The organism is Paenibacillus sp. NPDC093718 (assembly GCF_050279985.1).
Classification (GTDB): domain Bacteria; phylum Bacillota; class Bacilli; order Paenibacillales; family Paenibacillaceae; genus Paenibacillus_AQ.
Genome location: NZ_JBNNUS010000005.1, coordinates 355,231 through 376,672, shown reverse-complemented (window position 1 = coordinate 376,672; position 21,442 = coordinate 355,231). Strand labels below are relative to the sequence as shown.

19 protein-coding genes and 1 pseudogene are annotated in these 21,442 nt (G+C 51.4%); 4 read left to right on the top strand and 16 right to left on the bottom strand.

Annotated features, from left to right (window positions below):
* Nucleotides 1-19 precede the first annotated feature (19 nt).
* The 14 genes and pseudogenes from ACQKPA_RS17410 to ACQKPA_RS17345 all read right to left on the bottom strand — a co-directional run bounded on the left by ACQKPA_RS17410 (nucleotide 20) and on the right by ACQKPA_RS17345 (nucleotide 13,992).
* Nucleotides 20-979 (bottom strand): ABC transporter permease, encoded by a 960-nt coding sequence (locus tag ACQKPA_RS17410; protein ID WP_427493838.1) that lies wholly within the window; start codon nucleotides 977-979, stop codon nucleotides 20-22.
* 53 nt (nucleotides 980-1,032) lie between these two features.
* Nucleotides 1,033-2,208: a Gfo/Idh/MocA family protein gene (locus ACQKPA_RS17405; RefSeq protein ID WP_427493837.1), complete on the bottom strand. Its 1,176-nt coding sequence runs from the start codon at nucleotides 2,206-2,208 to the stop codon at nucleotides 1,033-1,035.
* A gap of 119 nt (nucleotides 2,209-2,327) precedes the next feature.
* Complete coding sequence (locus ACQKPA_RS17400) at nucleotides 2,328-3,152, bottom strand: substrate-binding domain-containing protein (protein WP_427493836.1); 825 nt, start codon at nucleotides 3,150-3,152, stop codon at nucleotides 2,328-2,330.
* Nucleotides 3,153-3,245: 93 nt separating this feature from the next.
* Nucleotides 3,246-3,356, bottom strand: a pseudogene (locus tag ACQKPA_RS17395) (LacI family DNA-binding transcriptional regulator); the annotation flags it as partial.
* A 450-nt stretch (nucleotides 3,357-3,806) separates the two neighbouring features.
* Nucleotides 3,807-4,643, bottom strand: a complete 837-nt coding sequence (locus tag ACQKPA_RS17390; RefSeq protein ID WP_427493835.1) for a MetQ/NlpA family ABC transporter substrate-binding protein — start codon at nucleotides 4,641-4,643, stop codon at nucleotides 3,807-3,809.
* A 57-nt stretch (nucleotides 4,644-4,700) separates the two neighbouring features.
* Nucleotides 4,701-5,399 (bottom strand): methionine ABC transporter permease, encoded by a 699-nt coding sequence (locus ACQKPA_RS17385; protein ID WP_427493834.1) that lies wholly within the window; start codon nucleotides 5,397-5,399, stop codon nucleotides 4,701-4,703.
* A gap of 4 nt (nucleotides 5,400-5,403) precedes the next feature.
* Nucleotides 5,404-6,153: a methionine ABC transporter ATP-binding protein gene (locus ACQKPA_RS17380; RefSeq protein ID WP_427493833.1), complete on the bottom strand. Its 750-nt coding sequence runs from the start codon at nucleotides 6,151-6,153 to the stop codon at nucleotides 5,404-5,406.
* 219 nt (nucleotides 6,154-6,372) lie between these two features.
* The gene (locus tag ACQKPA_RS17375) at nucleotides 6,373-8,343 is read right to left on the bottom strand and encodes a tetratricopeptide repeat protein (protein ID WP_427493832.1); all 1,971 of its coding nucleotides are present in this window, start codon (nucleotides 8,341-8,343) and stop codon (nucleotides 6,373-6,375) included.
* Between the two features lie 205 nt (nucleotides 8,344-8,548).
* Nucleotides 8,549-9,049 (bottom strand): DUF3995 domain-containing protein, encoded by a 501-nt coding sequence (locus ACQKPA_RS17370; RefSeq protein WP_427493831.1) that lies wholly within the window; start codon nucleotides 9,047-9,049, stop codon nucleotides 8,549-8,551.
* Nucleotides 9,050-9,151: 102 nt separating this feature from the next.
* The gene (locus ACQKPA_RS17365) at nucleotides 9,152-10,138 is read right to left on the bottom strand and encodes an ABC transporter ATP-binding protein (protein ID WP_427493830.1); all 987 of its coding nucleotides are present in this window, start codon (nucleotides 10,136-10,138) and stop codon (nucleotides 9,152-9,154) included.
* A gap of 15 nt (nucleotides 10,139-10,153) precedes the next feature.
* Complete coding sequence (locus ACQKPA_RS17360) at nucleotides 10,154-10,954, bottom strand: ABC transporter permease (RefSeq protein WP_071223555.1); 801 nt, start codon at nucleotides 10,952-10,954, stop codon at nucleotides 10,154-10,156.
* Complete coding sequence (locus ACQKPA_RS17355; protein ID WP_427493829.1) at nucleotides 10,951-11,727, bottom strand: ABC transporter permease; 777 nt, start codon at nucleotides 11,725-11,727, stop codon at nucleotides 10,951-10,953. The genes ACQKPA_RS17360 and ACQKPA_RS17355 overlap by 4 nt, the downstream gene beginning before the upstream one ends.
* 278 nt (nucleotides 11,728-12,005) lie before the next feature.
* On the bottom strand, nucleotides 12,006-12,983 hold the full coding sequence (locus ACQKPA_RS17350) for a cupin domain-containing protein (protein WP_427493828.1): 978 nt from the start codon (nucleotides 12,981-12,983) through the stop codon (nucleotides 12,006-12,008).
* A 97-nt stretch (nucleotides 12,984-13,080) separates the two neighbouring features.
* The gene (locus ACQKPA_RS17345; protein WP_427493827.1) at nucleotides 13,081-13,992 is read right to left on the bottom strand and encodes a LysR family transcriptional regulator; all 912 of its coding nucleotides are present in this window, start codon (nucleotides 13,990-13,992) and stop codon (nucleotides 13,081-13,083) included.
* 116 nt (nucleotides 13,993-14,108) lie between these two features.
* Between ACQKPA_RS17345 and ACQKPA_RS17340 the strand changes: the two genes are divergently transcribed.
* The 4 genes from ACQKPA_RS17340 to ACQKPA_RS17325 all read left to right on the top strand — a co-directional run bounded on the left by ACQKPA_RS17340 (nucleotide 14,109) and on the right by ACQKPA_RS17325 (nucleotide 17,226).
* Complete coding sequence (locus tag ACQKPA_RS17340) at nucleotides 14,109-15,500, top strand: MFS transporter (protein ID WP_427493826.1); 1,392 nt, start codon at nucleotides 14,109-14,111, stop codon at nucleotides 15,498-15,500.
* Nucleotides 15,501-15,528: 28 nt separating this feature from the next.
* Entirely contained in the window at nucleotides 15,529-15,825 is a 297-nt protein-coding gene (locus ACQKPA_RS17335; RefSeq protein ID WP_427494000.1) for an epoxide hydrolase N-terminal domain-containing protein, read from the top strand.
* A 148-nt stretch (nucleotides 15,826-15,973) separates the two neighbouring features.
* Nucleotides 15,974-16,102, top strand: coding sequence for a hypothetical protein (locus tag ACQKPA_RS17330; RefSeq protein ID WP_427493825.1), 129 nt, complete (start codon nucleotides 15,974-15,976; stop codon nucleotides 16,100-16,102).
* 203 nt (nucleotides 16,103-16,305) lie between these two features.
* A complete protein-coding gene (locus ACQKPA_RS17325) occupies nucleotides 16,306-17,226 on the top strand; it encodes a class I SAM-dependent methyltransferase (protein ID WP_427493824.1) in 921 nt (306 codons plus the stop codon).
* A 578-nt stretch (nucleotides 17,227-17,804) separates the two neighbouring features.
* On the opposite strand, the gene ACQKPA_RS17320 is transcribed toward ACQKPA_RS17325, so the two are convergent.
* Together ACQKPA_RS17320 and ACQKPA_RS17315 are read right to left on the bottom strand one after the other, a co-directional pair.
* Complete coding sequence (locus ACQKPA_RS17320; RefSeq protein ID WP_427493823.1) at nucleotides 17,805-19,664, bottom strand: ABC transporter ATP-binding protein; 1,860 nt, start codon at nucleotides 19,662-19,664, stop codon at nucleotides 17,805-17,807.
* Nucleotides 19,645-21,387: an ABC transporter ATP-binding protein gene (locus tag ACQKPA_RS17315; protein ID WP_427493822.1), complete on the bottom strand. Its 1,743-nt coding sequence runs from the start codon at nucleotides 21,385-21,387 to the stop codon at nucleotides 19,645-19,647. The genes ACQKPA_RS17320 and ACQKPA_RS17315 overlap by 20 nt, the downstream gene beginning before the upstream one ends.
* Nucleotides 21,388-21,442: the final 55 nt, after the last annotated feature.

Genomic DNA, 21,442 nt, shown 5'->3' with positions numbered 1-21,442 from the left:
CTTCACCCTGATCCCCTCCTTACCATAGGCTGGTTTCATTGACTTTTTTGGCGATTCGGTTGACAAGAACGAGCAGCATCAGGTTAACCAAGGAGTTAAACAAGCCGACGGCGGCAGAGAAGCTGTACTGTGCACCCAGAATCCCCTGTGTATACACATAGGTGGAGATAACATCAGAGCTCTCGATATTCAGATCGTTCTGCATCAAATAAATTTTTTCAAAGCCGATGCCCATGATCTGCCCGACATTTAAAATAAGCAATATGACGACGGTTGGCATAATACCCGGCAAGTTGATCTTCCAGATCCGCTGGAGCCTGCTGGCTCCATCCACTTTAGCCGCTTCGTGCAGCGTCGGATCGATCCCGGCGAGCGCCGCAAGATAAATGATGGAGCTCCATCCCATGCCCTGCCATACACCGGAAAATACATAAATCGATTTGAACCATCCAGGTTCCGTCATGAATGAGATGCGTTCACCGCCGAAAAAGGTGATAAGGTGGTTAATGATGCCGTTCTGAGGTGAGAGAAAAATGATGATGAGTCCTACCATGACGACCGTTGATAGGAAATGGGGAGCGTATGTAACCGTCTGGACAAAACGCTTGAAATCCCTGTTGCCTACTTCATTGAGCAAGAGTGCCAGGATGAGAGGAATCGGAAACCCGATGGCTGGCTGGTACAAGCTGATGCCGAGTGTATTCAGAATCAATCTGTCAAAATAAAAGCTGTTAAAAAAACGCTCGAAATGATCAAACCCGATCCATTCGCTGGCCCATATTCCCTTGGCCGCTACAAAGTTTTTGAATGCGATCTGTATGCCGTACATCGGCAGGTAATCAAAGATGAAGAAATAAAGAACGACAGGAGTAATGAGCAAATATAATTCCCAATTTTTACGGAATGTTCGGCGAAACGCCCTCCACCTCGCGGGCACGGCTTCTCGAGCCTCTGTTCGCCTGACAGGTTCTGTATTCACTAAGAAACCCCCTTCCTAGCATTGTTGGAGCAATGCTTCTATCGACATGTCGATCATATTCCGAATATGTTGCTCTTCTGGCCAAGCATCCAGGGCTCCGGTTCCTTTACATGCACTAACTGGCCTCCCTTTCTCATCGATTCCGTTGCGGCTACGCCGACCGCTACACTCATGCGGCCTGCGATCGGTTCAGCGATGGGCTCCTTATTTTCCAGAATCATATCCAGAAAATCCTCGCAAATGATCGGATCGGCTCCGTTATGCGAACCCTCGGCTTTCTTAATCTCGTAAATTTTGTCTGACAGATCGCGCCAGGTTTGGGACTTTCGTGTTTTGACGTAAACCCGCTGTGCGACCTCATCATTCTCGATGCGGCCCTCGGTGCCGATAATGGTGTAGTTCCGCTGATAGTCAGGTGTGAAATGACACTGCATGTACGAGGCCTTGATGCTCCCATCCAGCTCCATTAACACCATGCTGTTGTCCTCCACGTCAATTTCCTCACGAAAAGCACATTGCACAAGCGGGCCGGAACGATATTCGGGACAAGTCGCTTTCTCGCTGCATTCCGGGCATGTAAGCTCATTCGGCTTCGTTCCGCCAAAATAATCAACCCCGCCAAAAGCGGCTACTTTCTTTGTATATCGCCCGGTCAGCCAGTGAATCAGGTCGATATCGTGGGAAGCCTTCTGCAACAGAAGCGAGGTTGTATTCCTTGAGCTGCCGTGCCAGCTGTGATAGTAGTAATCACTTCCCAAGCCGACGAAGTGTCTGACCCATACCGACTTCACCTCCCCGATCTCACCGCTGTCAATAATCTCCTTCATCGTGCGGTACATATTCATATAGCGCATATTAAAACCAATCATGAAATGTTTTCCTGACTGAGCCCAAGCCGTCAATATCCGGTCACAGCCTTCTACCGTAATGGATAACGGCTTCTCGCAGTACACATGCTTTCCGGCCTGCAGCGCTGCGACCGCAATTTCATCATGGCTGTCATCGGGGGTTGTAATCACAATCGCGTCGATATCTTTCCGCTGGAGCAGCTCTCTGTAATCCAGGGTAACCTCCGCTTCGGGGTTTAAATTTTGTTGGAATTTGGCTAGTCTGAGGGGATCGATATCCGCACCTGCTACGACGATGGATCTCCCATTCGGCTGATGCCAATACTTCGTAAAACCCGATCTCCAGCCAAGTCCAATGATTCCTAGTCGAATTTGATTCATTCACTTCTTCCTCCGCCAATTATTTTTGGCCCCAAACTCCTATCCGATTTTCCAATAAGGGTATAAAAAGAGAGGAGGCACCGTTACTAGCACCTCAATAATTTATATGTACACTCTTTCTACTCCCGAAAATAGTCCGAAGACTGCCGCAGCATCAACTGATAAGGCACAAACAGCTTGAATGGCAATGGATTCTTGCCCTCGATTTGATCGATCAGCACCTTGGCGGCCATCATGCCGATTTCCTCCTTGGGAATATGAACGGTGGAGAGCGGAGGAGAGGTGTACTGCGATACCTCAATGTTATCCAATCCCACGAAGGCCACATCTTGAGGAACATGAAGCCCATGCTCCGCCGCCGCCCTCATGGCGGAAATCGCCATCATATCGCTCGCAGCGAACATGGCGGTCGGCCGTTCATTCTCCGGGAGATTTAGAAGCTCGTAAACAAGTGTATAGCTGTTATTGACATCCCAGCCTGTATTCACCACCAGCCGGGGGTCAATGTCCAGCCCCGCTTCCTCCATAGCATAACGGTAACCGCGATACCGCTTCTCCCGCTCGAGATCCCCGGTCAGTCCCGCCCCGCCGATAAAGCCGACCCGGCGATGCCCCCGTTCGATCAAATGTTGTACAGCCGATTTCGCAGCAGCCACGCGGTCATAGAGAATCACGGGCACGGTTGAATCGGATATATCGATACCTACAACCGAGGGAACTGTTTGTTTGATAAATTCATAAACATTCGGGTCAATCCCCTCGATGATAATCATGCCATCGAGCTGGGCATCCTGTGCAAGCTTGTTCATCGCCCCTTCACCCTTGATTTCATCCATCGTGAGCACATAAGTGAGCACGCTGTTCAGCTCGGACAGCTTCGTCTCAATCCCCTGCAAAATCGGCGAGAAATAAGGATGGTTATACTTGTTTTGCGTAACGGACACGATGCAGCCAATCTGACGATATCCTTTTGTCTGTGGAGGATTACTCTTCTTTAGAGACGGCCGCTCGGATTCATAGAGGGCATAGCCAAGCTCTTTGGCCGCCTCGACAATTTTGGTGCGGGTGGCCTGACTGATGTGCCGGCTCGTATCGTTATTGATGACACGCGATACCGTGGAGATCGATACTCCAACATGGTTTGCTATATCCTTTAAAGTAGCAATAATGTAACTCTCCTTTCTCTCAATCCGCGATCAGAAAACCAGTCCAGAAATATATGTACCCAAAATCCGAGTTTTTTTGCCCCAAACCCATAAACTTCCTACAGTCATGATAACAGCCGGTTTTAGTTGCTGTCAAAGAGTTTTTTGTTAATTGACAGTAAATCTTTTGTGTGATATTTGGGCCCAAAATTAATATTGAGATAACAATGAGCTCAACTTCAGCTGTCCACCTCCCTAATCAAAAAAAGGGACAGGCTTAGCGTAAACCCATCCTCAAGGAGTTTTGAGGTCCCGTTCTTTGGACTCTAAAAAAACTATTCTCAAAAGCATCTCCTGATCCTTCGAAAACTGACCTATATATAATAAAAAACCGCCCCTCTCGGGAGCGGTCACCAGGAACACAAGGATCATTAAAAAATCTATACCTACGTCTTATTCAAAAGCCGGCAGCGCGATCTCGGAATAGTTCTCCTCGAAGAACTTCTTCACTTCGGGGCTGGTCATCGCCTTGGCAAGCTTCTGAATCGGCTCGGAATCCACATTATCTTTACGAGCCACCAGCGTAATGGTGAAATCGGAGTCGTTGCCTTCGGTTACGAGAGCATCTTTCTTAGGGGTAAGTCCCAGCGGTTTCGCATACGCCGGCGTCATGGCAACCATATCGACGTCGTCAAGGGTTCGGGCCAGCATCAGCAGATCCACCTCGGTGAACTTGTATTGGTGCGGATTCTCCACGATATCCGCCTGCGTCGCTTGAATGCCGACGCCTTCCTTCAGCTTAATCAGACCGTTCTTCTCGAACATCACCAGGGATCGGCCGATGTTGGAAGGGTCGTTAGGAATCGCGATGCTTGCACCGTCCGGAAGCTCTTCGATGGTCTTATATTTTTTGGAGTAGGCTCCAAAAACGGCATTATAGATCGGCGTGACCGGAACCAGCTCCGAGCCGTTGTTCGCATTGTACTCTTCCATGTACGGCACATGCTGGAAGAAGTTCGCATCTACCTCTTTATGGGCCAGCGCATTGTTCGGCTGCACATTATCGGACAAGATCTGGATTTCAAGGTTGATGCCTTCTTCCTTCAGCATCGGCTTCACCAGGTCAAGCACCTCGGTCATTGGCGGAATGAGCGTTGCGACTTTTATTGTAACTTCTTCAGCGGCATCGGGTGCAGCGCTCTCCGAAGCCTTGTCCTTGGCAGGCTGCTGTCCGCAGCCTGCCAGCACCAGCAAGAGGGTCAGCATCAGCAGCATTAATTTCTTATTCATCGTTTGGTTACCTCCAGTTAAAATATATTCGGTGTGCATGCGTTCAAAAAAACAGAATTAAACTTTTCTCTTATCCAGCAGCCTGGATGCCAGGTTCCCGCCGAACTGGATGGACTGTACCAGAATGATCATAATGATGATCGTAAATGACATAAGCTCTCCCTCAAATCGCTGGTACCCGTAGCGGATCGCGAAATCCCCGACGCCGCCCCCGCCCACGATCCCCATCACCGTGGAGTACGAGATAAAACTGATCGTAGATGTTGTCAGCCCGAGCACAAGGCCCGAGCGGGCCTCTACATACAGGAATTTGTATATCATCTGGAGTGTGGATGCCCCCATGGAAGCGGCCGCCTCCATCACTTCCTTCGGCACTTCCAGCAAGGATTGCTCTACCAGCCTTGAATAGTAAGCCACCGCAACGACGGATAAAGGCACCGCAGCGGCCAGCGTCCCGAGGGAAGTGCCGACGATCCATCTCGTGACCGGTATCATAATGACAACCAGAAGCAGGAACGGGAAGGACCGTATGACGTTAACCAAGGCATTCAGAATAGAGAATAACAGGCGATTCTCATACTGCTGGCCTTTTCGGCACAAAAATAGCAGTGTTCCGACCGGAAGACCCAGTATTACAGCGGCAGCAATCGATATGCCCACCATGATGAACGTCTCGCCAATCGCCCGCCAGATTTCACTCTGATACTGCAGGACATAGGCGAAATAATCACTTAAATATGGAATGATGTCATTCATGGAACTAACAATCCCCCACTTTCCCTGGACCATCCATTGAAGATCCGGAACCCCGAGAAGTCTCTCCATCGCTTAGCTGATTGCGGTACGTTCTGCTCAGACGTCCATTCTCCATTACCGACACCTGGTCGCAAATGTCGTTCACCACGTCCATCTCGTGGGAAACGATCACGATGGTTACCCCCAGCGTTCGGTTGATATGCCGGAGCACCTCCAGAATGTCTGCGGTTGTCTGCGGATCCAAGGAAGAGGTCGGCTCATCGCACAACAAGACGGTCGGCGAATTGGCTAATGCTCTGGCAATCGCTACCCGCTGCTTCTGCCCGCCGCTTAGCTGAGCCGGATACGACTTTGCTTTATCCTCAAGTCCGACAAAACGCAGAACCTCCTGGACACGATTCGCCCGTTCGATCTTCGGTACCTTTGCCAGCTCAAGCGGCATCGAAACATTGCCCCATACCGTCCGGTTGCTGACCAGCTGGAACAGCTGAAAGATCATGCCAATCGATCTTCTCGCCTCCCGAAGCTCCCTGCCCCCAAGGGAGGTCAGCTCCTGACCATTCACCACGACTCGGCCGGAATCCGGTCTCTCCAGTACATTCATGATGCGCAGCAGCGTCGATTTTCCGGCTCCGCTCGTGCCGATGATTCCGTGTATGCTTCCCTCCTCAATATGAAGAGAGACAGCGTCTATCGCCTGATAACGGTCACTGCCGCTGCCAAAGCTTTTACTGACCTCTTGCAGTGAGATCATGATAATCCCCCTCCTTGCACATGAAGAAAGCCCGCTTGGCTATGCAGCCTGCGAGCATGTTATGCTGCAACAACTATTGAATCATACCATAATTTTAGACAAAATGTGACACCACTTCTTGGCGGACTCTAACTTCTTCGTGATCAACGCATCCCTACATAAGCACCGGACTTACAGGGTGAGTGCAGGATTACATGATTCTGCTGGTTACCAGCGGACTCAGGACAAATAAAGCTGATGCCCATACATGCCCGTTAACCGTTCTACCGCCTTATCCAGCAAACCTTCCTCAAAACCCTCCAAACCTTCGATGGCTTGGATTTTGTCCGCCGGCGGCATCTCCTTCTGAAGATGCAAGCTCCAGTTTACGATCGCCTGTATGGCATCCTCATGCTCGAACTGGCCGTAATAAATATGTGCTTTGTACAGATAGCTGTCGGCATGCTCGGGAACCAGCCTCAGTACCTCGTCAAATGCAGCCAATGCCGCATCCTCATCCTGATCCTTGTAATAAATCTGTCCCAGTCTGAAATAAGCGCCCGGATGACCCGGCGAAAGCTCCAGCACTTGCAGCGTATCTTCCTTCGCCCGCGCATAATCCGCCATCGAATAATAGATTCCGCTTCGCAGACTGTAGAGGCTGCCTTGCCCCGGGTTCAAACTGAGCCCTTGAGCGCAGTCCGCTAATCCCCGTTCCAGCTGTCCGGTCTCCACAAAGCAAACGGCACGAAACTCGTAAAATCTCGGATTCGACGGATGCGCCTGAATCGCCTGGGAATAAGCATCGATGGCGAGATCCCACATGCCCATCTCCTTATAGATATGCCCGCTGGCCGCCAAATACGTCGGATGCTCGGAGAAGGACTCCTCCTGCTTAACCGCTTCCTGCAGCTCAAGCAGCGCTTCCTCATTACGTCCCTGAAGATAAAGCACATAACTCAGCTTGTTGCGGATTTCGGTCCCGTCCTGAAGCGTGGCTGCTTCCTTCAAAGCCTGCTCCGCAGATGGCAGATCATTCAACTCCATGTAAATATCGGCGCGCTGCACATAATTGGGTGCATCATCATTTTCAAGCTTAAGCAGCTTGTCATTGATCGCCAGCGCCTCCTCCTGACGACCCAGCCGATAGTAGCAGTCGGCCATCCAATAGCAGGCCAGCGGGGATTCCGGCTGTCTTGCATACAACTTCGAAATCAGCTCGTAGGCCTGATCTTCCAGACCATCCTCGCGATAGATCCGGGCCAAATCGAAATACGCCCGGTAATCGTCCGGCGCCGTTTCAATCGCCCACTCCAAATCCGCTTTGGCCGCATTTTTGTTACCGGACCGGTTAAAGACCTCCGCTCTCTTTAAGTAAAGCTCGTATGAATCCGGATACCGCTCAATGGCCTCCGACAGATAGTGCTCGGCCTGTCCCATATCCCCAAGCTGCACGTACAGGTCCGCCATGGATTTCCGAAAGGAATACGCCTCCCGCACTTGCCGCTGAAACGTCTGGAATGCCCCATAACTGTAATTGGTGCTGCCTGCGAACAGCGCATATCCGCCATCCGCTTCCGCCTCATACCGATCGGCCAGTTGGATTCCGTCCTGCAGAACACCCACGGCTTCCTGCACATGATCCATCAAATCCAGCGATATGGACAGCATGTAATAATACATCGGGATGGCGCGTTCCGGCTGCTGGATGCTTAAGCGAAAATAATGCGCCGCTTCCGCGGGGTTGCCGCTCTCGTAAAAGGTCATGCCCAGCTCATAGTATGTCGAAATAACCGTGCTGTCGTCCTCTCTTTTAATGCTTTCCTTCAGATCCCGAATCGCCTCATCATATTGGTTCAAATCCTTGTGGGCAATCCCCCGGGTATACCAATTCATATAATTGTCGGCATTCAACCGAATCGCTTCATTCAAATCCTCAATGGCCTCGCGCTCCCGGTTCAGCTCACGCAAAATATGAGCTCGCCGCTCATAAGCGCGATGGCTTCCGCTCGTATCGATCACGCGCCCCAAATAAGCTACGGCCTCTTCCGAATGGCCGCTGTTGTGCAGCAGTTCCGCATAGTGCAGCTTATCATTGAAACTGGTAATGGCACTTTCGCCTTTTCTCATATATTTAAGGGCTTGTTCATAATCCCGCTTCTTCCTGTAATGGTTACCGATACGGAACCAGATCCGCTTCATCAACTTCATGGTGGCTCATCCTTTGTATGTAGATGTTATTCTTGGGCTCGTATGATTAGAGCAGAGGACTCCTTCCTCTCACCTCTATATTATACTTCCTCTATGTCCATTTGCACCCAAATTAAAGAGGAACCCTTCAGGCTCCTCTTCAGGTGTGTATCCTATTATATTGTACAAGGTTACCAAAAATGTCCAATCCAAAAGATTACATGCGTTATTTAGTGAAACCATTTGATTTATTCTGCTTACGTACTTTTCCCGCATAGTAGGCTGCAATACCCAGTGAAATTCCCCAGATCAGGAAGAGTGCGTACCAGAAGTATCCCCACGCCGCCATGGGACTTGCATCTTGAGTGGCATACATGGGTGCTGACTGAACGCGGCCAACCGCTAATAAATACTGCAGAACAAAGTAGATAAATCCCCATAATGACAACAAAACAGAACCAATGGCAGCTGGAATCGTTAACATCCATTTCGGTAAGCGCAGCCCCCACGGCCTGGCAAAAGCAAGCGCGAATACGGCTGCCAATAAGGCCAGCGTCCCCATTCCCCAGTAACCGATCACATGCGTCCAAAATTCATCAGGCGCTTCCTGGAAATCCCCCGGGAATGCAAACCCGATGCCAAGTCCCCACCAGAAATGGGGAAGAGCATACAGAACGGCGGCAAAACAAGCCGTATACCCGGCTTTCTTCATTCTTGAATGATTCATGTCAATCACCTCAAGCTCATCATACTTAACGAAAAGAGCATTGAGGTGACTTGAAGTTTAAGTTTTGTTTAAATATGCGGTGGAGCCCGCTCTTGACTCTGTTCAGTACACCTTATGAATCACATCTTCGAAATCGGGATCTTCCATATCGATATCATCCAGCTCGCCCCAGCGGCCCAGCTCTTTAAAAATATCAAGCGTATTCATCTCGCGGCGGTTCACCTCAATGGTGACGGTGTTATCCAGCGTGCTTGTCACCCGAATCGGGACGGAAAGACCGTCTTCGCGTAAAGATTGATCGGGAATGGCAAAAGGACCGCGGAAAGTGACGGTGATCACGGTAGGCAGCCCGATGGTGTCCCGTAAAGACTTTACTGTTCCATCATAAGACAGCTCGCCGTTGTTAATGACCATCACGCGATTGCACAGCTGCTCGATATCATCCATGTCATGCGTCGTAAGCAGTATGGTCTTGCCGAACTGCTCATTGATTAGCTTGAGAAAATGACGGATATTCCGCTTGGCGTTCACGTCGAGACCGATCGTCGGCTCATCCAGGAACAGCACGTCCGGATCATGCAGCATCGCGGCGGCGAGGTCGGCGCGCATGCGCTGCCCGAGCGAGAGCTTGCGTACAGGCGTTTCCCAGAACGCGCGTAAATCCAGCAATTCGGCAAACTGTCCGAGTCTGCGCTCCTTGTCCGCCTGATTCACGCTGTACATTTTAGCCAAAATATCGTAGGAATCCTTCACCGGCAGGTCCCACCACAGCTGGCTCCGCTGACCGAACACGACGCCCAGGTTATTCACGACGCTGCGCCGCTCCTTGTGCGGATTCATGCCTCCGATCGATACGTGACCCGAGGTCGGGTGGAGAATGCCGGTCAGCATTTTGATGGTGGTGGATTTGCCGGCCCCGTTCGGTCCGATGTAACCGACGAATTCCCCCTGCTCCACTTGAAAGCTGATCCCCTTCACGGCTTCCTTCGTCCGGTATTCTCGCGTAAACAGGGTTCGCAGCCCGGAGAAGCGTCCCTCCTTCACAACCGGCGTTTTGAACTCCTTGCGAATGTTATGGACTTCAATCATTGACGCGTTCCTCCCTTAGCTCCCTGTACTTTGATATTTGGTCAAACCAAACTGCCAGAATTTCAGACTTAAGAAGAGACATACCAGAGCCGCTCCAGCCAATGCGGGCAGCACCCAAACTCCGAGCTCGCCCCGCAGTATGTATAATGACGGGATGTAATTGACTAAACCGACCGGGACCACGATCAGCAGGATCGACGACATCCATTTGGGATACAGCGTGAGCGGATACTGCGCTGCCGTCCGGGCCGCGTCCTCCGTAATATTTTGAAGCTCGGTGATCCGGGTTGTCCAAAAACCGAACGTGGCTGTCGCGAGTCCGATCGAGAACAGGATGACGGCCCCCGTGACGATAATATAAAGCGATTGCGGCACCGCGCTCCATCCGACTTGCCCTGCCGCCATCATGCCATGCAGCGACCACCAGAGCAGAAAACCGCCCTGCAGCACTTCGCCCAGCATAATCCGGAATTTCTGCGGCATGAGCGCGAGCAGTACCGGCATGGGACGAGTCAGCAGCTGGTCAAGCTCCCCGTTGACCAGATAGTGTTCAAGATGGTGCACTTCATCCGCAAACGTCCGGTAGAGCGTCTTCGATAAGGTCATAACGGCAAACAAATACCCGATTTCATGCATGGACCAACCCTGAATGGCCCCAAACTTGTAGAGCACGATAGCAACCATAAGAAATTCAGAAATTTGGATCAGCGCCGCCAGAAACGAAGCCAGGATAAAATTGAATTTGTATTGCATGCGGCTTTTGATGCTGGTGCGGATCAGCAGCGCGTACAGAGATAGCCAGGATCTTGTGGTCATCCTCCTTGCACCTCCACTTTCCGTCTTAGAAAGCCTGTAGCCAGCAGGCTGGCCAGCGTGAGCAGCACGCACCATAGGAGTGTCCCCCATAGATAGGAAACGTCATCAAAACCCAGATAGATTCGGGTCGGCACATAGAGCAGATAAGGATACGGCGACCACCAGGCCATCGTCTGAAGCCAGCCCGGCAGCCATTCAATCGGAATGAAGAAGCCTGCAAGAAGATTGATCATCGCGTGGTTGCCCCAATACAACCAAGACGATTCCGTTGTCCATAATGCGGATGCGCCGATGAGATAGTTGATGCAGATCGATAAATAGGCGGCACCTGCGAGCGCAATGGCAACATAGAGGAAGGTAGATGCTTTTCCGGGCAAATGCAGCGAGAAGGCAAAGTAATACACCAGGTAGATCGGGATTGATTTGTAAACGAATTGGTAGGCGATTTGCCCCCATTCCTTGGCCATCAAATGACTGAACAAATGAACGGGACGCATCAAATCCAGAGAGATATGGCCGGTTCGCACGGCTTGGGGAATGCCGAGGCCATTCGTGACGAAACTGGAAACCCAGAGCGCAGCTTGCGTAAAGGCGATATATCCGACCATTCCCTGCGTTCCGTATTCTCCGAGCGCGTAGTCTGCACCGAGACCAATCCAGATACAGGCATACATGAAGCCGAACATCGCGCTGGCGATATTGTGCACCATGTGGGCTCCGCGGTACTGCAAATTGCGGGCATAGGCTTTGGAAGCCAATGTGAAATAAAGCATGAAGCACCTCCGATAAGCATTTTAGATGGCAGACCCATCCACTTCAGACAAGGCGAAAATGAGAGAAGGACAATAGCATACCAGAACGTTCCAGATCAGGCAAGGCTTTTTTCGGAAGGTAAATCGTGCGGGCGATCCGGCAAACAAAAAGAAGCCTTCTCCTCCCGGGCCGGTTTCGAAACCAACCGCGAAGGAGTTTGAAGACTTCGTTGTCGTGTAATGAAATTTTCAAGAAACATCATCTTATACTTCCAACAAATGGTGACTAGTTTATGGTGTCACTGACCCTCTCGCCCAATTTCCGTATCGGGTTCAGGACCACGGCTAGAGACTGGCTCTGGATCCGGACTCGTTCTGTACAGATACTGAAGCTGCTGGAACGGCTGCGGCTGGAAGAATGGCGATTGCTGATGTACCTGCTGCGAATAGGTTACCGGTTGCGCATAGGGTGCCGGTTGCGCATAGGGTGGCGGTTGCGCATAGGGTGCCGGTTGCGCATAGGGTGGCGAGAAGGAAGCTTGCGGCGGATAAGAAGGCGGCTGTGAATAAGGGGAATACGATGGGGAAACACCGTACTGCTGCATCCTCGCCTGTTGATAATTGTATGGATACGATGGATAGGATGGCGGTGGTGCATATCCATAATAGCTAGGCGGCGAAGCTTGCTGTGCATTAAACGCAAATGGCTGCTGCTGAATCGATTCAACGTAGGGGGCATGATCGTCCCGCTTGCCGCAGCCCGGCGGAGGCCCCAAGATGACCGTTTCCTTCAGCGGAGCAACCGCTTTGGCGTAATCCTCCTCATTCACGCAATAGGCAATATGCAAGATTTCCTTCGGAATATGCCTCAGGAAGTCCGATCCGTATACGATATCCGGCGTCGGCTGATCGAATATGGTCAGAATATGGGCTTTGTCGCTCAGCGTCAAAATCCAGTGAAACCAGCCTTTCGGAAGCATGGATACCTGTCCCGGCTTCAGCTTGTAGGTCATCAGTTTCTGCGTGAAGGGATTAAATACGGAAGTAAGCACTTCTCCACTGATGACAAACACCAACTCGTTCACATTTGTATGCCAATGGGGCTGGATGATGATCCCTTTGGTCATATGAACGTTGAAGAATCCTGTGGCAATGGCCGGCATCTGGTTTTCAAACACCTGGGTTATGTAATTTCCCGCATCGCGTTTATAGTTCAAGGTGTCGTTCGAGTCCGCAAACAGCTTCAAATTCGGAGATGTCAGTACTGGATCGAGCATCGTGTTCCTCCCTTGAAAGTTCTTGATCTATCTGTATGCGTAGAAGGCCCGGCCTATGTAGAAGGGAATCGCCGGAACAGGAAAAAGACGTGACCTGTCAGATCACGTCCCTATGAATCATCGGCTCCTGAAACTCGCCGAAATAGTCTACCAGGAATGACTGGAATTCTCTTGCGGCCTTGGATAAATATCGCTGCTCCAGCCACGCTAGAGTGAAGGTCCGGTAGCAGGAAGGTTTCTCGATACGCACCATCGCGTACGGCGGCTCTTCATCCCCTTTGCACCCGGGTACAAATGCGGCTCCAAGCCCGGCGGCTACCAGACTTCCCAAAGCGGCAGGTTCATCCACTTCACAGACGACATCCCGGCTGATCCCAGCCAATCGGCAGAACTCGTCATTCATTTTTCGGAACGGGTGGCCTTCCTTGTATTCGATGAAGGGTTCTCCCGCAACGTCTTGAAGGGAAATGTTCTTCCTGCCCGCCAATCGATGACCGTGGGGCACCGCCAAGAACACCTCGGCATGGAGGACCGGGATTTCCCGAAACTTGTCATCATCCAATGCCGCTGCCGCAAAGCATAAATCAACTTCCCCATTCTCCAGCATCTGTACCATCTCCATCATCGAGTCAGGCGGAATCTGGATAATGCGGAAATTCACATCAGGATATCGCGCACGGAAAGCTCCCAATGCTTTGGACAGCCGAGGCAGTGCCGTCGTTGCAATGCGGATGCTGCCCCGCTCCATACCTGCCAAATCCGACACCTCTCTCCTCCCTTCCTCAAGCGCTGATAATGCCGTATCCACGCTTTTCAGAAAAGCCTTCCCGAATGAATTGAGCTTGATTTGCCGATTTTGCCGATCAAACAGCTGTACCCCCAAATCTTCCTCTAACCTGGCAATCGTCTTGCTGAGCGCAGGCTGGGCAATTCGGAGTTCCTTCGCAGCCTTGGTCATATGCTCCATTCTGGCCACCGTCTGAAAATAATGCAGCTGAAGCAGTTCCACGATGTTCCTCCTCCATTGATATCCTTTAGTATATGAATATATGTCATAATATATATTTTTATTTATTAACTATCGATTGTAGAATAAATCGTAACCAAAAGAAAGGGGGAAATCACATGAACGAACATCAGCAACAACCACCATCGGCTGAAAAATTAATACGCATCCTGGCTTTTACGATGATTCTCTCATCGATGAGCGCAACGATGTTTAATATCGTGCTTCCGGAAATCAGCAAGCAATTCCAGCTTTCCTTTGCCCAGGTCAGCTGGGTATCGTCGATTTACATGCTGATTTATGCCATAGGCTCTGTTCTATATGGAAAATTGGCCGACACCTATAAACTCAAAAATCTGCTCACTTTCGGTTTGCTTCTCTTCTTAGTCGGTTCCATTGCAGGATTGTCGGCACAAGCCTACTGGATGGTGCTGCTGGGGCGGATCCTCCAGGCTGCGGGGGCAGCCGTCATTCCGGCAACCGCCATGATCATTCCCGTTCGCTATTTCCCTGCGGAAAGCCGGGGCCGCGCGCTCGGCATAACCGCCACCGGACTCGCCATCGGAAGCGCGATTGGGCCGGTAGTCTCGGCTTTGATCGTCAGCGTGTTCCATTGGAGATGGCTCTTCTGCATCCCGCTGTTGATCCTTGTTACCTTGCCGCTGTACCGCAAATATTTGGGCAACGAACAAGGTCAGGGTGGACGAATCGATTGGCTCGGCGGCGGCCTTCTCGCCGGAACGGTTGCGCTGCTGCTCCTTGCGGTGACGCAGAGTGGATGGATATTCGGCGTAGGCAGCTTCATGCTGCTCCTGTTGTTCCTCCTTCGCATTCGATCGGCTAAAGAGCCTTTTGTCCAGCCCCGTTTATTCAGCAACAAAAGCTATTCGGTCGGTCTGGTCCTTGGCATATTCATCATGAGTGTCGGTTACGCCCTGCCTTTTCTTACTCCGCAGCTGCTGGCGGATATTAACGGTTTGGCTCCGGGATGGATCGGATTTGTTATGGTGCCGGGAGCCGTTGTTGCGGCCATACTCGGCGGAAGAGGCGGCAAGCTCGCGGATACCAAGGGAACGCGTTATCTGTTCTATACAGCGTCCACCCTGCTTCTGCTCTGTTTCGCCCTGTTGTCCACTTTCGCGGGCGTATCGCCATACCTCATTGCGCTGATTTTGGTCTTCGGCAATGTAGGTCAAATATTTATGCAAATCTCGCTCTCCAAGACAATCTCATTGTCGCTGCCCAAAGAGCAAACCGGTGTCGGGATGGGATTGTTCTCGCTGCTTAACTTCCTGTCCGGCGCGATTGCCACGGGGGTGTACGGCAAAGCCGTCGATCTTGGCGCCGGCAGCTCCTGGAATCCGCTGAACCTGTTCCAGGGTGCCTCCACCTACAGCAACATCTATATCGTCCTGGTTGCCTTGCAAGCTGGAGTTCTTCTGCTGTTTATGCTGCAATTTGGCAAGGCGGGGCAGCGCAGGCTGAAGATTCAAGCAGCAGGCTCTAAATGAGGATTGCCCAGAATTATACGATACGGAAATCAGACCGTTTTATATCGAGATTCCGCAAGGTGAGCTCGACGACCTTCGAGACCGTCTAGCCCGAACCCGTCGGCCTGACGAATTGGCTGATGAAGGCTGGAATTACGGAGTTCCGTTCGACTATCTCAAGAAGCTGGCGGACTATTGGCGGACCTCGTACGATTGGCGCAAACACGAAGCCCGGTTATCCGGCTTTCCGCAGTATACTTTTACGATCGATGGGGCGAACATTCATATCCTGCACGTCCACGCGGGATCATCAGCTCGTCTGTATACTTTTACTTGGCTTAATTAAATACACCTGAGAAAATCGAGTTGGATAAAAAGTTAGAGGAAATAAAATAGTCTGAAAATCGAAGAAGTAGCCGAGGGACAAAGGCGACCCCGGAAAAGCATAGCAGTCGCCTTTGTCCTCGAATATCTTTCGTTGGGGGCAGCAGCGATTGGAGAAATGGATTAAGTACTCGCAGCGTCTTACAACAACATACCAAGGGACTGTCCCTGGTCAATGGACCTTTGGGGCAGTCCCTTGGTTTTCGTCACTGCTGGTGGCTCCCGGATTCTCCAAGTAGCCGATCCAATCGCTCCACTCGGGTGCCTTATTTACCAGATAGCCCATCCAAAATTAGGAGAAAATAAAAAAACGCCTATCAAATATGGCGATAATGTGAATTTTAACTATTTCAGCAGTTTCATTATACCATAAATTTACATGAAAGTCAAGTCTTATCCTGCCGGGCTTTGCCATGCTACAACGGATAAGAGGTGATCCATCATGGAAAAGAAAAGCCTGACTGCTCTTGTCAGCGCGTTTTCGCGGGCGTATCACGCCGAGCATAATCAAGTGAAAATTTTTGACGATCCCATCGCCATCCAGCTGTTAACCGATCAGGAATACGAGCAGATAGCCTTCAACATGTCCCAAGCAGTTTCTTTTTTCCGGCCGTCGTTTGTCGGCTCGCAGGAGCAGGCGCTACGCGAAGTAGTCGATTATCAGCTGTCTCCTTCTCCACTCGGGAGAGCAGCATTTGCCGAGCAATCACTCGCCGTTGCCGCCAGCTTGGGAGCCGAACAGTATCTAATCTTTGCAGCCGGCTACGACACCTTCGCCTACAGACAGCCGGAGTGGGCTGAAAAGCTGCGTATTTTCGAGATCGATCATCCCGTGACGGCAGCGGATAAAGAAAGGCGCGTATCCGCTCTCCCATTGGCCAAGCCGGCGAATCTACACTGCATTGCCGCAGACTTTTTAGAAGCGGACTGGACAAGCCGTTTAGCAGCCTGCCCAGCTTTTGACCCGGAACGAATCAGCTTCAGCAGCTTGCTCGGAATCAGTTATTATTTGCCAAAACATGCATTCAAGCAGCTGTTGTCGTCCATTGCCCGGCTGGTCCCCAGCGGCAGCAGCTTTGTCTTTGATTATCCCGATGAGCTTACGCTTACCCCGGAGGCGGGTGAACGGGCGCAGAAGCAGGTCATGATGGCCATGCGTGCGGGCGAACCCATGCAAGCAGGCTATTCCTACGCGGAGCTGGAGCAATTGCTGGAAGAGGCTAATTTGTTGATTTACCAGCATCTAACTCCTTCCGAGATTACAAGGGAGCTGTTTCAGGCCTATAATGAGAGGCAGCCTGATCACAAAATAACGGCATTCGACAACGTTAACTATTGCTTGGCTGTCAAGTCCTCCCGATAATCACGGATGAGGGCGGAAAGAGCTTGACTTCTCTCTTCCGCAAGGGGATGAAGCTTCAGTACTCGTCCATAGTTTATTGGGGTATGCTCCAAAACCTTGTGGTACAAACGAAGACGAATACGGGTCGGAGAGAGTGGGGCCGCAGTCATAAATCGGCCATTGATGACACCGGTTCCAATAAAGCCCCTGAAACGTGGACTTTACCCCGGTTATAGTGACAGGATCCGTTAATTGGCCCAAAAGGGGCCTGTTGGCAGCAAACGGCTAAATAACGGAACGGTTGTAAGTAAACAAGCTCAAATCGCGCAAAAAGTGGAAGCTAACGGAACCACTGTCAACGAATGAGTGAAAATCATAAAATCCGAATACCCAAAAAAACCACCGGAGCCCTGCTTGGCTTAAAGCCTCTCCGGTGGTTTTGATTATGCCTAATGCGATATTCCAAATGGTATGGGACGCTCGGCTCCAACTATGCCCTATACCAGGAACCTTATTTGGGGGAACCCAGTTCGGACAATTGATGATAGTGGTTCCAGAGGAGAGGTACACTCCCTTATCATGGTGTCTGCGCCATGTTGTTACATCGCCGCCCGTTTCAGCTGGCCGTAATACAGGTCGCTATAGAATCCTCCCTGCTTCAGCAGCTCATCATGGGAGCCCTGCTCTAATAAGCGTCCATCCTTGAGCACCAGAATGCGGTCCGCCGAGCGGATCGTGTTTAGACGGTGGGCAATGACAAAGCTCGTCCGCCCTTTCATCAATCGCTGCAATCCTTCCTGGATTTTGATTTCCGTTACGGTATCGATGCTGCTTGTCGCTTCATCCAGCACCAGCATGGAAGGGTTAGCCAGAATCGCCCTCGCGATTGCAAGCAGCTGCTTCTGGCCTTGACTGATGCCGCTGCCGTCAGGCTTGAGTTTCTTGTCATAACCATCCTTCATCCGCACGATAAACGAGTGGGCATTGGCCAGTTTCGCGGCTTCTTCCACTTCCTCATCGGTGGCATCCAGTCTTCCGAAGCGAATATTCTCACGGATCGTGCCCTGGAAGAGGAAGGAATCCTGCAGCACAAAAGCCATCTGCGAGCGTAGACTCTCCCTGCGGATCGAAGAAATATCCCGCCCGTCGAGGGTAATCCTTCCACTGTCCGGATCGTAAAACCGCGAGAGCAGCTGAATTAAGGTCGTTTTCCCCGCACCGGTCGGACCGACCAGCGCAATCATTTCGCCGGGTTTCGCTTCAAAGCTGATTCCTTCCAGTGTGTCTCCGTCTTTCTCATAAGAAAACGAGACGTTGTCGAACTTCACCGCGCCCTCCACGCTCTTCAGCGTGACAGCAGCTCCTTCGTCCTTCGCTTCAACTTCTTCATCCAGCACCTCGAATACGCGTTCCGCCCCCGCAATGGCAGACAGCAGCGTATTCCATTGGTTCGCGAGATCGTTCAGCGGTCTCGTAAACTGCCTTGCATAACTCTCAAATATAATGATGACGCCGATTGTAATATGTCCCTGGATCGCCATGATGCCGCCGATGCCCGCTACGATCGCAAAGCTCAAGTTGTTGAGCCCGTTCATCAGCTTCGGAATGAAGCCTGATATGCTCTGCGCCCAGAAGCCCGACAGACGAATCCGTTGATTGCGCTCATCGAATTCGCGGACCACCCGTTCTTCCTGGGAAAAAGCCTTAATAATCCGCTGCCCCGACAGCGTTTCTTCAATATAACCGTTCAGATCCCCCAGGTTGCGTTGACGCTCCTTAAACAAGGGACCGGTCCGCCTGGTAATCCAGCGCATCCCCATCATCATTAGAGGCACGACCAGGAATGTCAGCAGCGTAAGGAGCGGACTAAGCCATAACATGACGGTTAATGTGCCGATTAAGGTCAACACGCTCGAGAAAATTTGAATGGCTGAGCTGTTCAGCGTTGAGCTCACGTTCTCGATATCATTCGTCAGACGGCTCATAATCTCGCCCTGCTGGCGCTTTCCGTAGAATGGGATCGGTAGTCGGTGCAGATGCGTGAACAGATCCATCCGCATCCGGTACACCGTCTCTTGCGCGATGCCGATCATCCAGACGTTGTGCAGCCAAGTAGTTAAAGCCTGAAGAACATAGACGGCGGCCAAGCCAGCGAGAAAATACAACCAGGCCGAGTCGATGGAGCTTTCCGGATTACGTACATCATCCAGAAATCTATCCACGCCGACGCCAAGCAGATAGGGACCTAGCAACGCAAGGCCTGAGCTGATCAACACCATCAGCAGTACAAGTGCGAGCTTGCCTTTGCGGCGGGCGAGATAAGCCCATATTCTGGAGAGGGTGCCCGACCAGTTTTTGGCCTTGGCTTTTGGCTTGCCGCCCTGACCGCCATCCTTATTCTTGCCAAGATCGATCTTCGGTCTTGGATGACGAAACGGTTCAGTGAATGCCTTGAGCATGCTGCTGCGCCTCCTCTCCGTATTGGGATTCATAGATGCGTCGATATAGAGAGGAACTTTCCATCAAATCTTCGTGGTTCCCTTTTCCAATCAAACGCCCATCGTCCAGCAGCAGAATCAAATCAGCTGAAGTGGTCGAGCTGATCTTCTGCGTGATCAGAAACGTTGTACAGGACAAATCCTTCAGGGCATCCAGCAGAGCGCCTTCCGTTCGGACGTCAAGGGCGCTGGTGCTGTCGTCCAGAATGAGGATGGCGGGCTTTCGCACGAGAGCCCGCGCAATGGACAAGCGCTGCTTCTGTCCGCCGGACAAGTTGACCCCGCGCTGGCCCAGCATCGTGTCATAACCGTTAGGCAGATGCTCAATGGTATCGTGGATTTGCGCTCTGCGCGCCGCCTCTTTAATTTCCTCCATGGAAGCATCCTCGCGTCCCCAGGCAATGTTCTCCCGGACCGTACCGGAGAAGAGCAGCACTTCCTGCGGCACATAACCGATGCTGCTGCGCAGATTTACCTCATCAATCGATCTCGCGTCCATTCCGTCTACGCGTACTGTTCCCTTCTCTTCCTCGTAAAGCCGCGGAATCAGCTGTACTAATGAAGATTTGCCGGAACCTGTCGCTCCCATAATCGCGATCCGCTCTCCGGGCCTCGCTTCAAAAGAAATATCCGTCAGCACGGCGATGTCGCTGCCCGGATAGCTAAAGCTCACTTGCTCGAACTTCACGCCTCCTTGAATTTGAACCTTTGTATTCTTATCCTTGCTCGCGCTTGCTGCATCCTCTTCCGTCTTTAACACCTCTTGCGTCCGCTGTGCGGAAGCGCGTCCCCGGGAAAAGGCAACGACAACCCAGGACAGGGCGGACATGGCACCGATACAACGCAGGGAATAATTGACTACGGCAACCACTTCGCCGACGCTGGCACTGCCGGACGCGATGTCTTTGCGGCCGAACCACAGGACCGCCATGATCCCTGCATTCATAATGAGAAGAATAAACGGCATCGTTGTCTCCGTTAATCGCAAGGTCGAGACCGTGGTGCTCATCAGCTTGCCAGAGATACGGGCAAAGCGTTCAATTTCGTGACCCATGCGTACGAATACGCGTATCAACCGAATGCCGGTCAGATTCTCCTGAATGACTCCGTTTACCGCATCCAGTCGCTGCTGTACATGGCGAAACGCATCCGCTGCCCGCTTCATAATCCAAGCGATAAAAATAAACAATAATGGCACGGTAAGGACAAGCAGCAAGCCCAGCTTCACATTCACCACCAATGCCATGATGATGCTTCCCAACACAACGAGCGGAACGCGCGTCATAAACCGCAAGCCCATGAACACCGTATCCTGAATCTGGGTGACGTCACCTGTAAGTCTGGTAATCAAAGATGAGGTAGCAAACCGGTTAAATATCGAATAAGAGAAGGACTGCACCTTTTCATACAGCTGATCACGCAGATCATAGCCGAGTCCCTGACTCGTATGCGCCGCAAAAAAAGAGCTGGATATCCCCGCTATAAAGGCAATAATAGCGCTTCCAGTTAAAACGGCTCCCCACATCCATACAACGGACAAATCCTGTTTCTGAATGCCGTCGTCAATGATTTTAGAGATGAGCAGCGGCTGAATCAGCTCAACAGTGAGCTCAATCAGCATCATTACCAGTGCCGCAATCGCTGCTACGCGGTACTTTTTCAAGATCGAGAAGACCATTTCCATATGCATTCCTCCGAGGCTGAAGACCTTTATCATGTTCTACCATCAATTACCCACT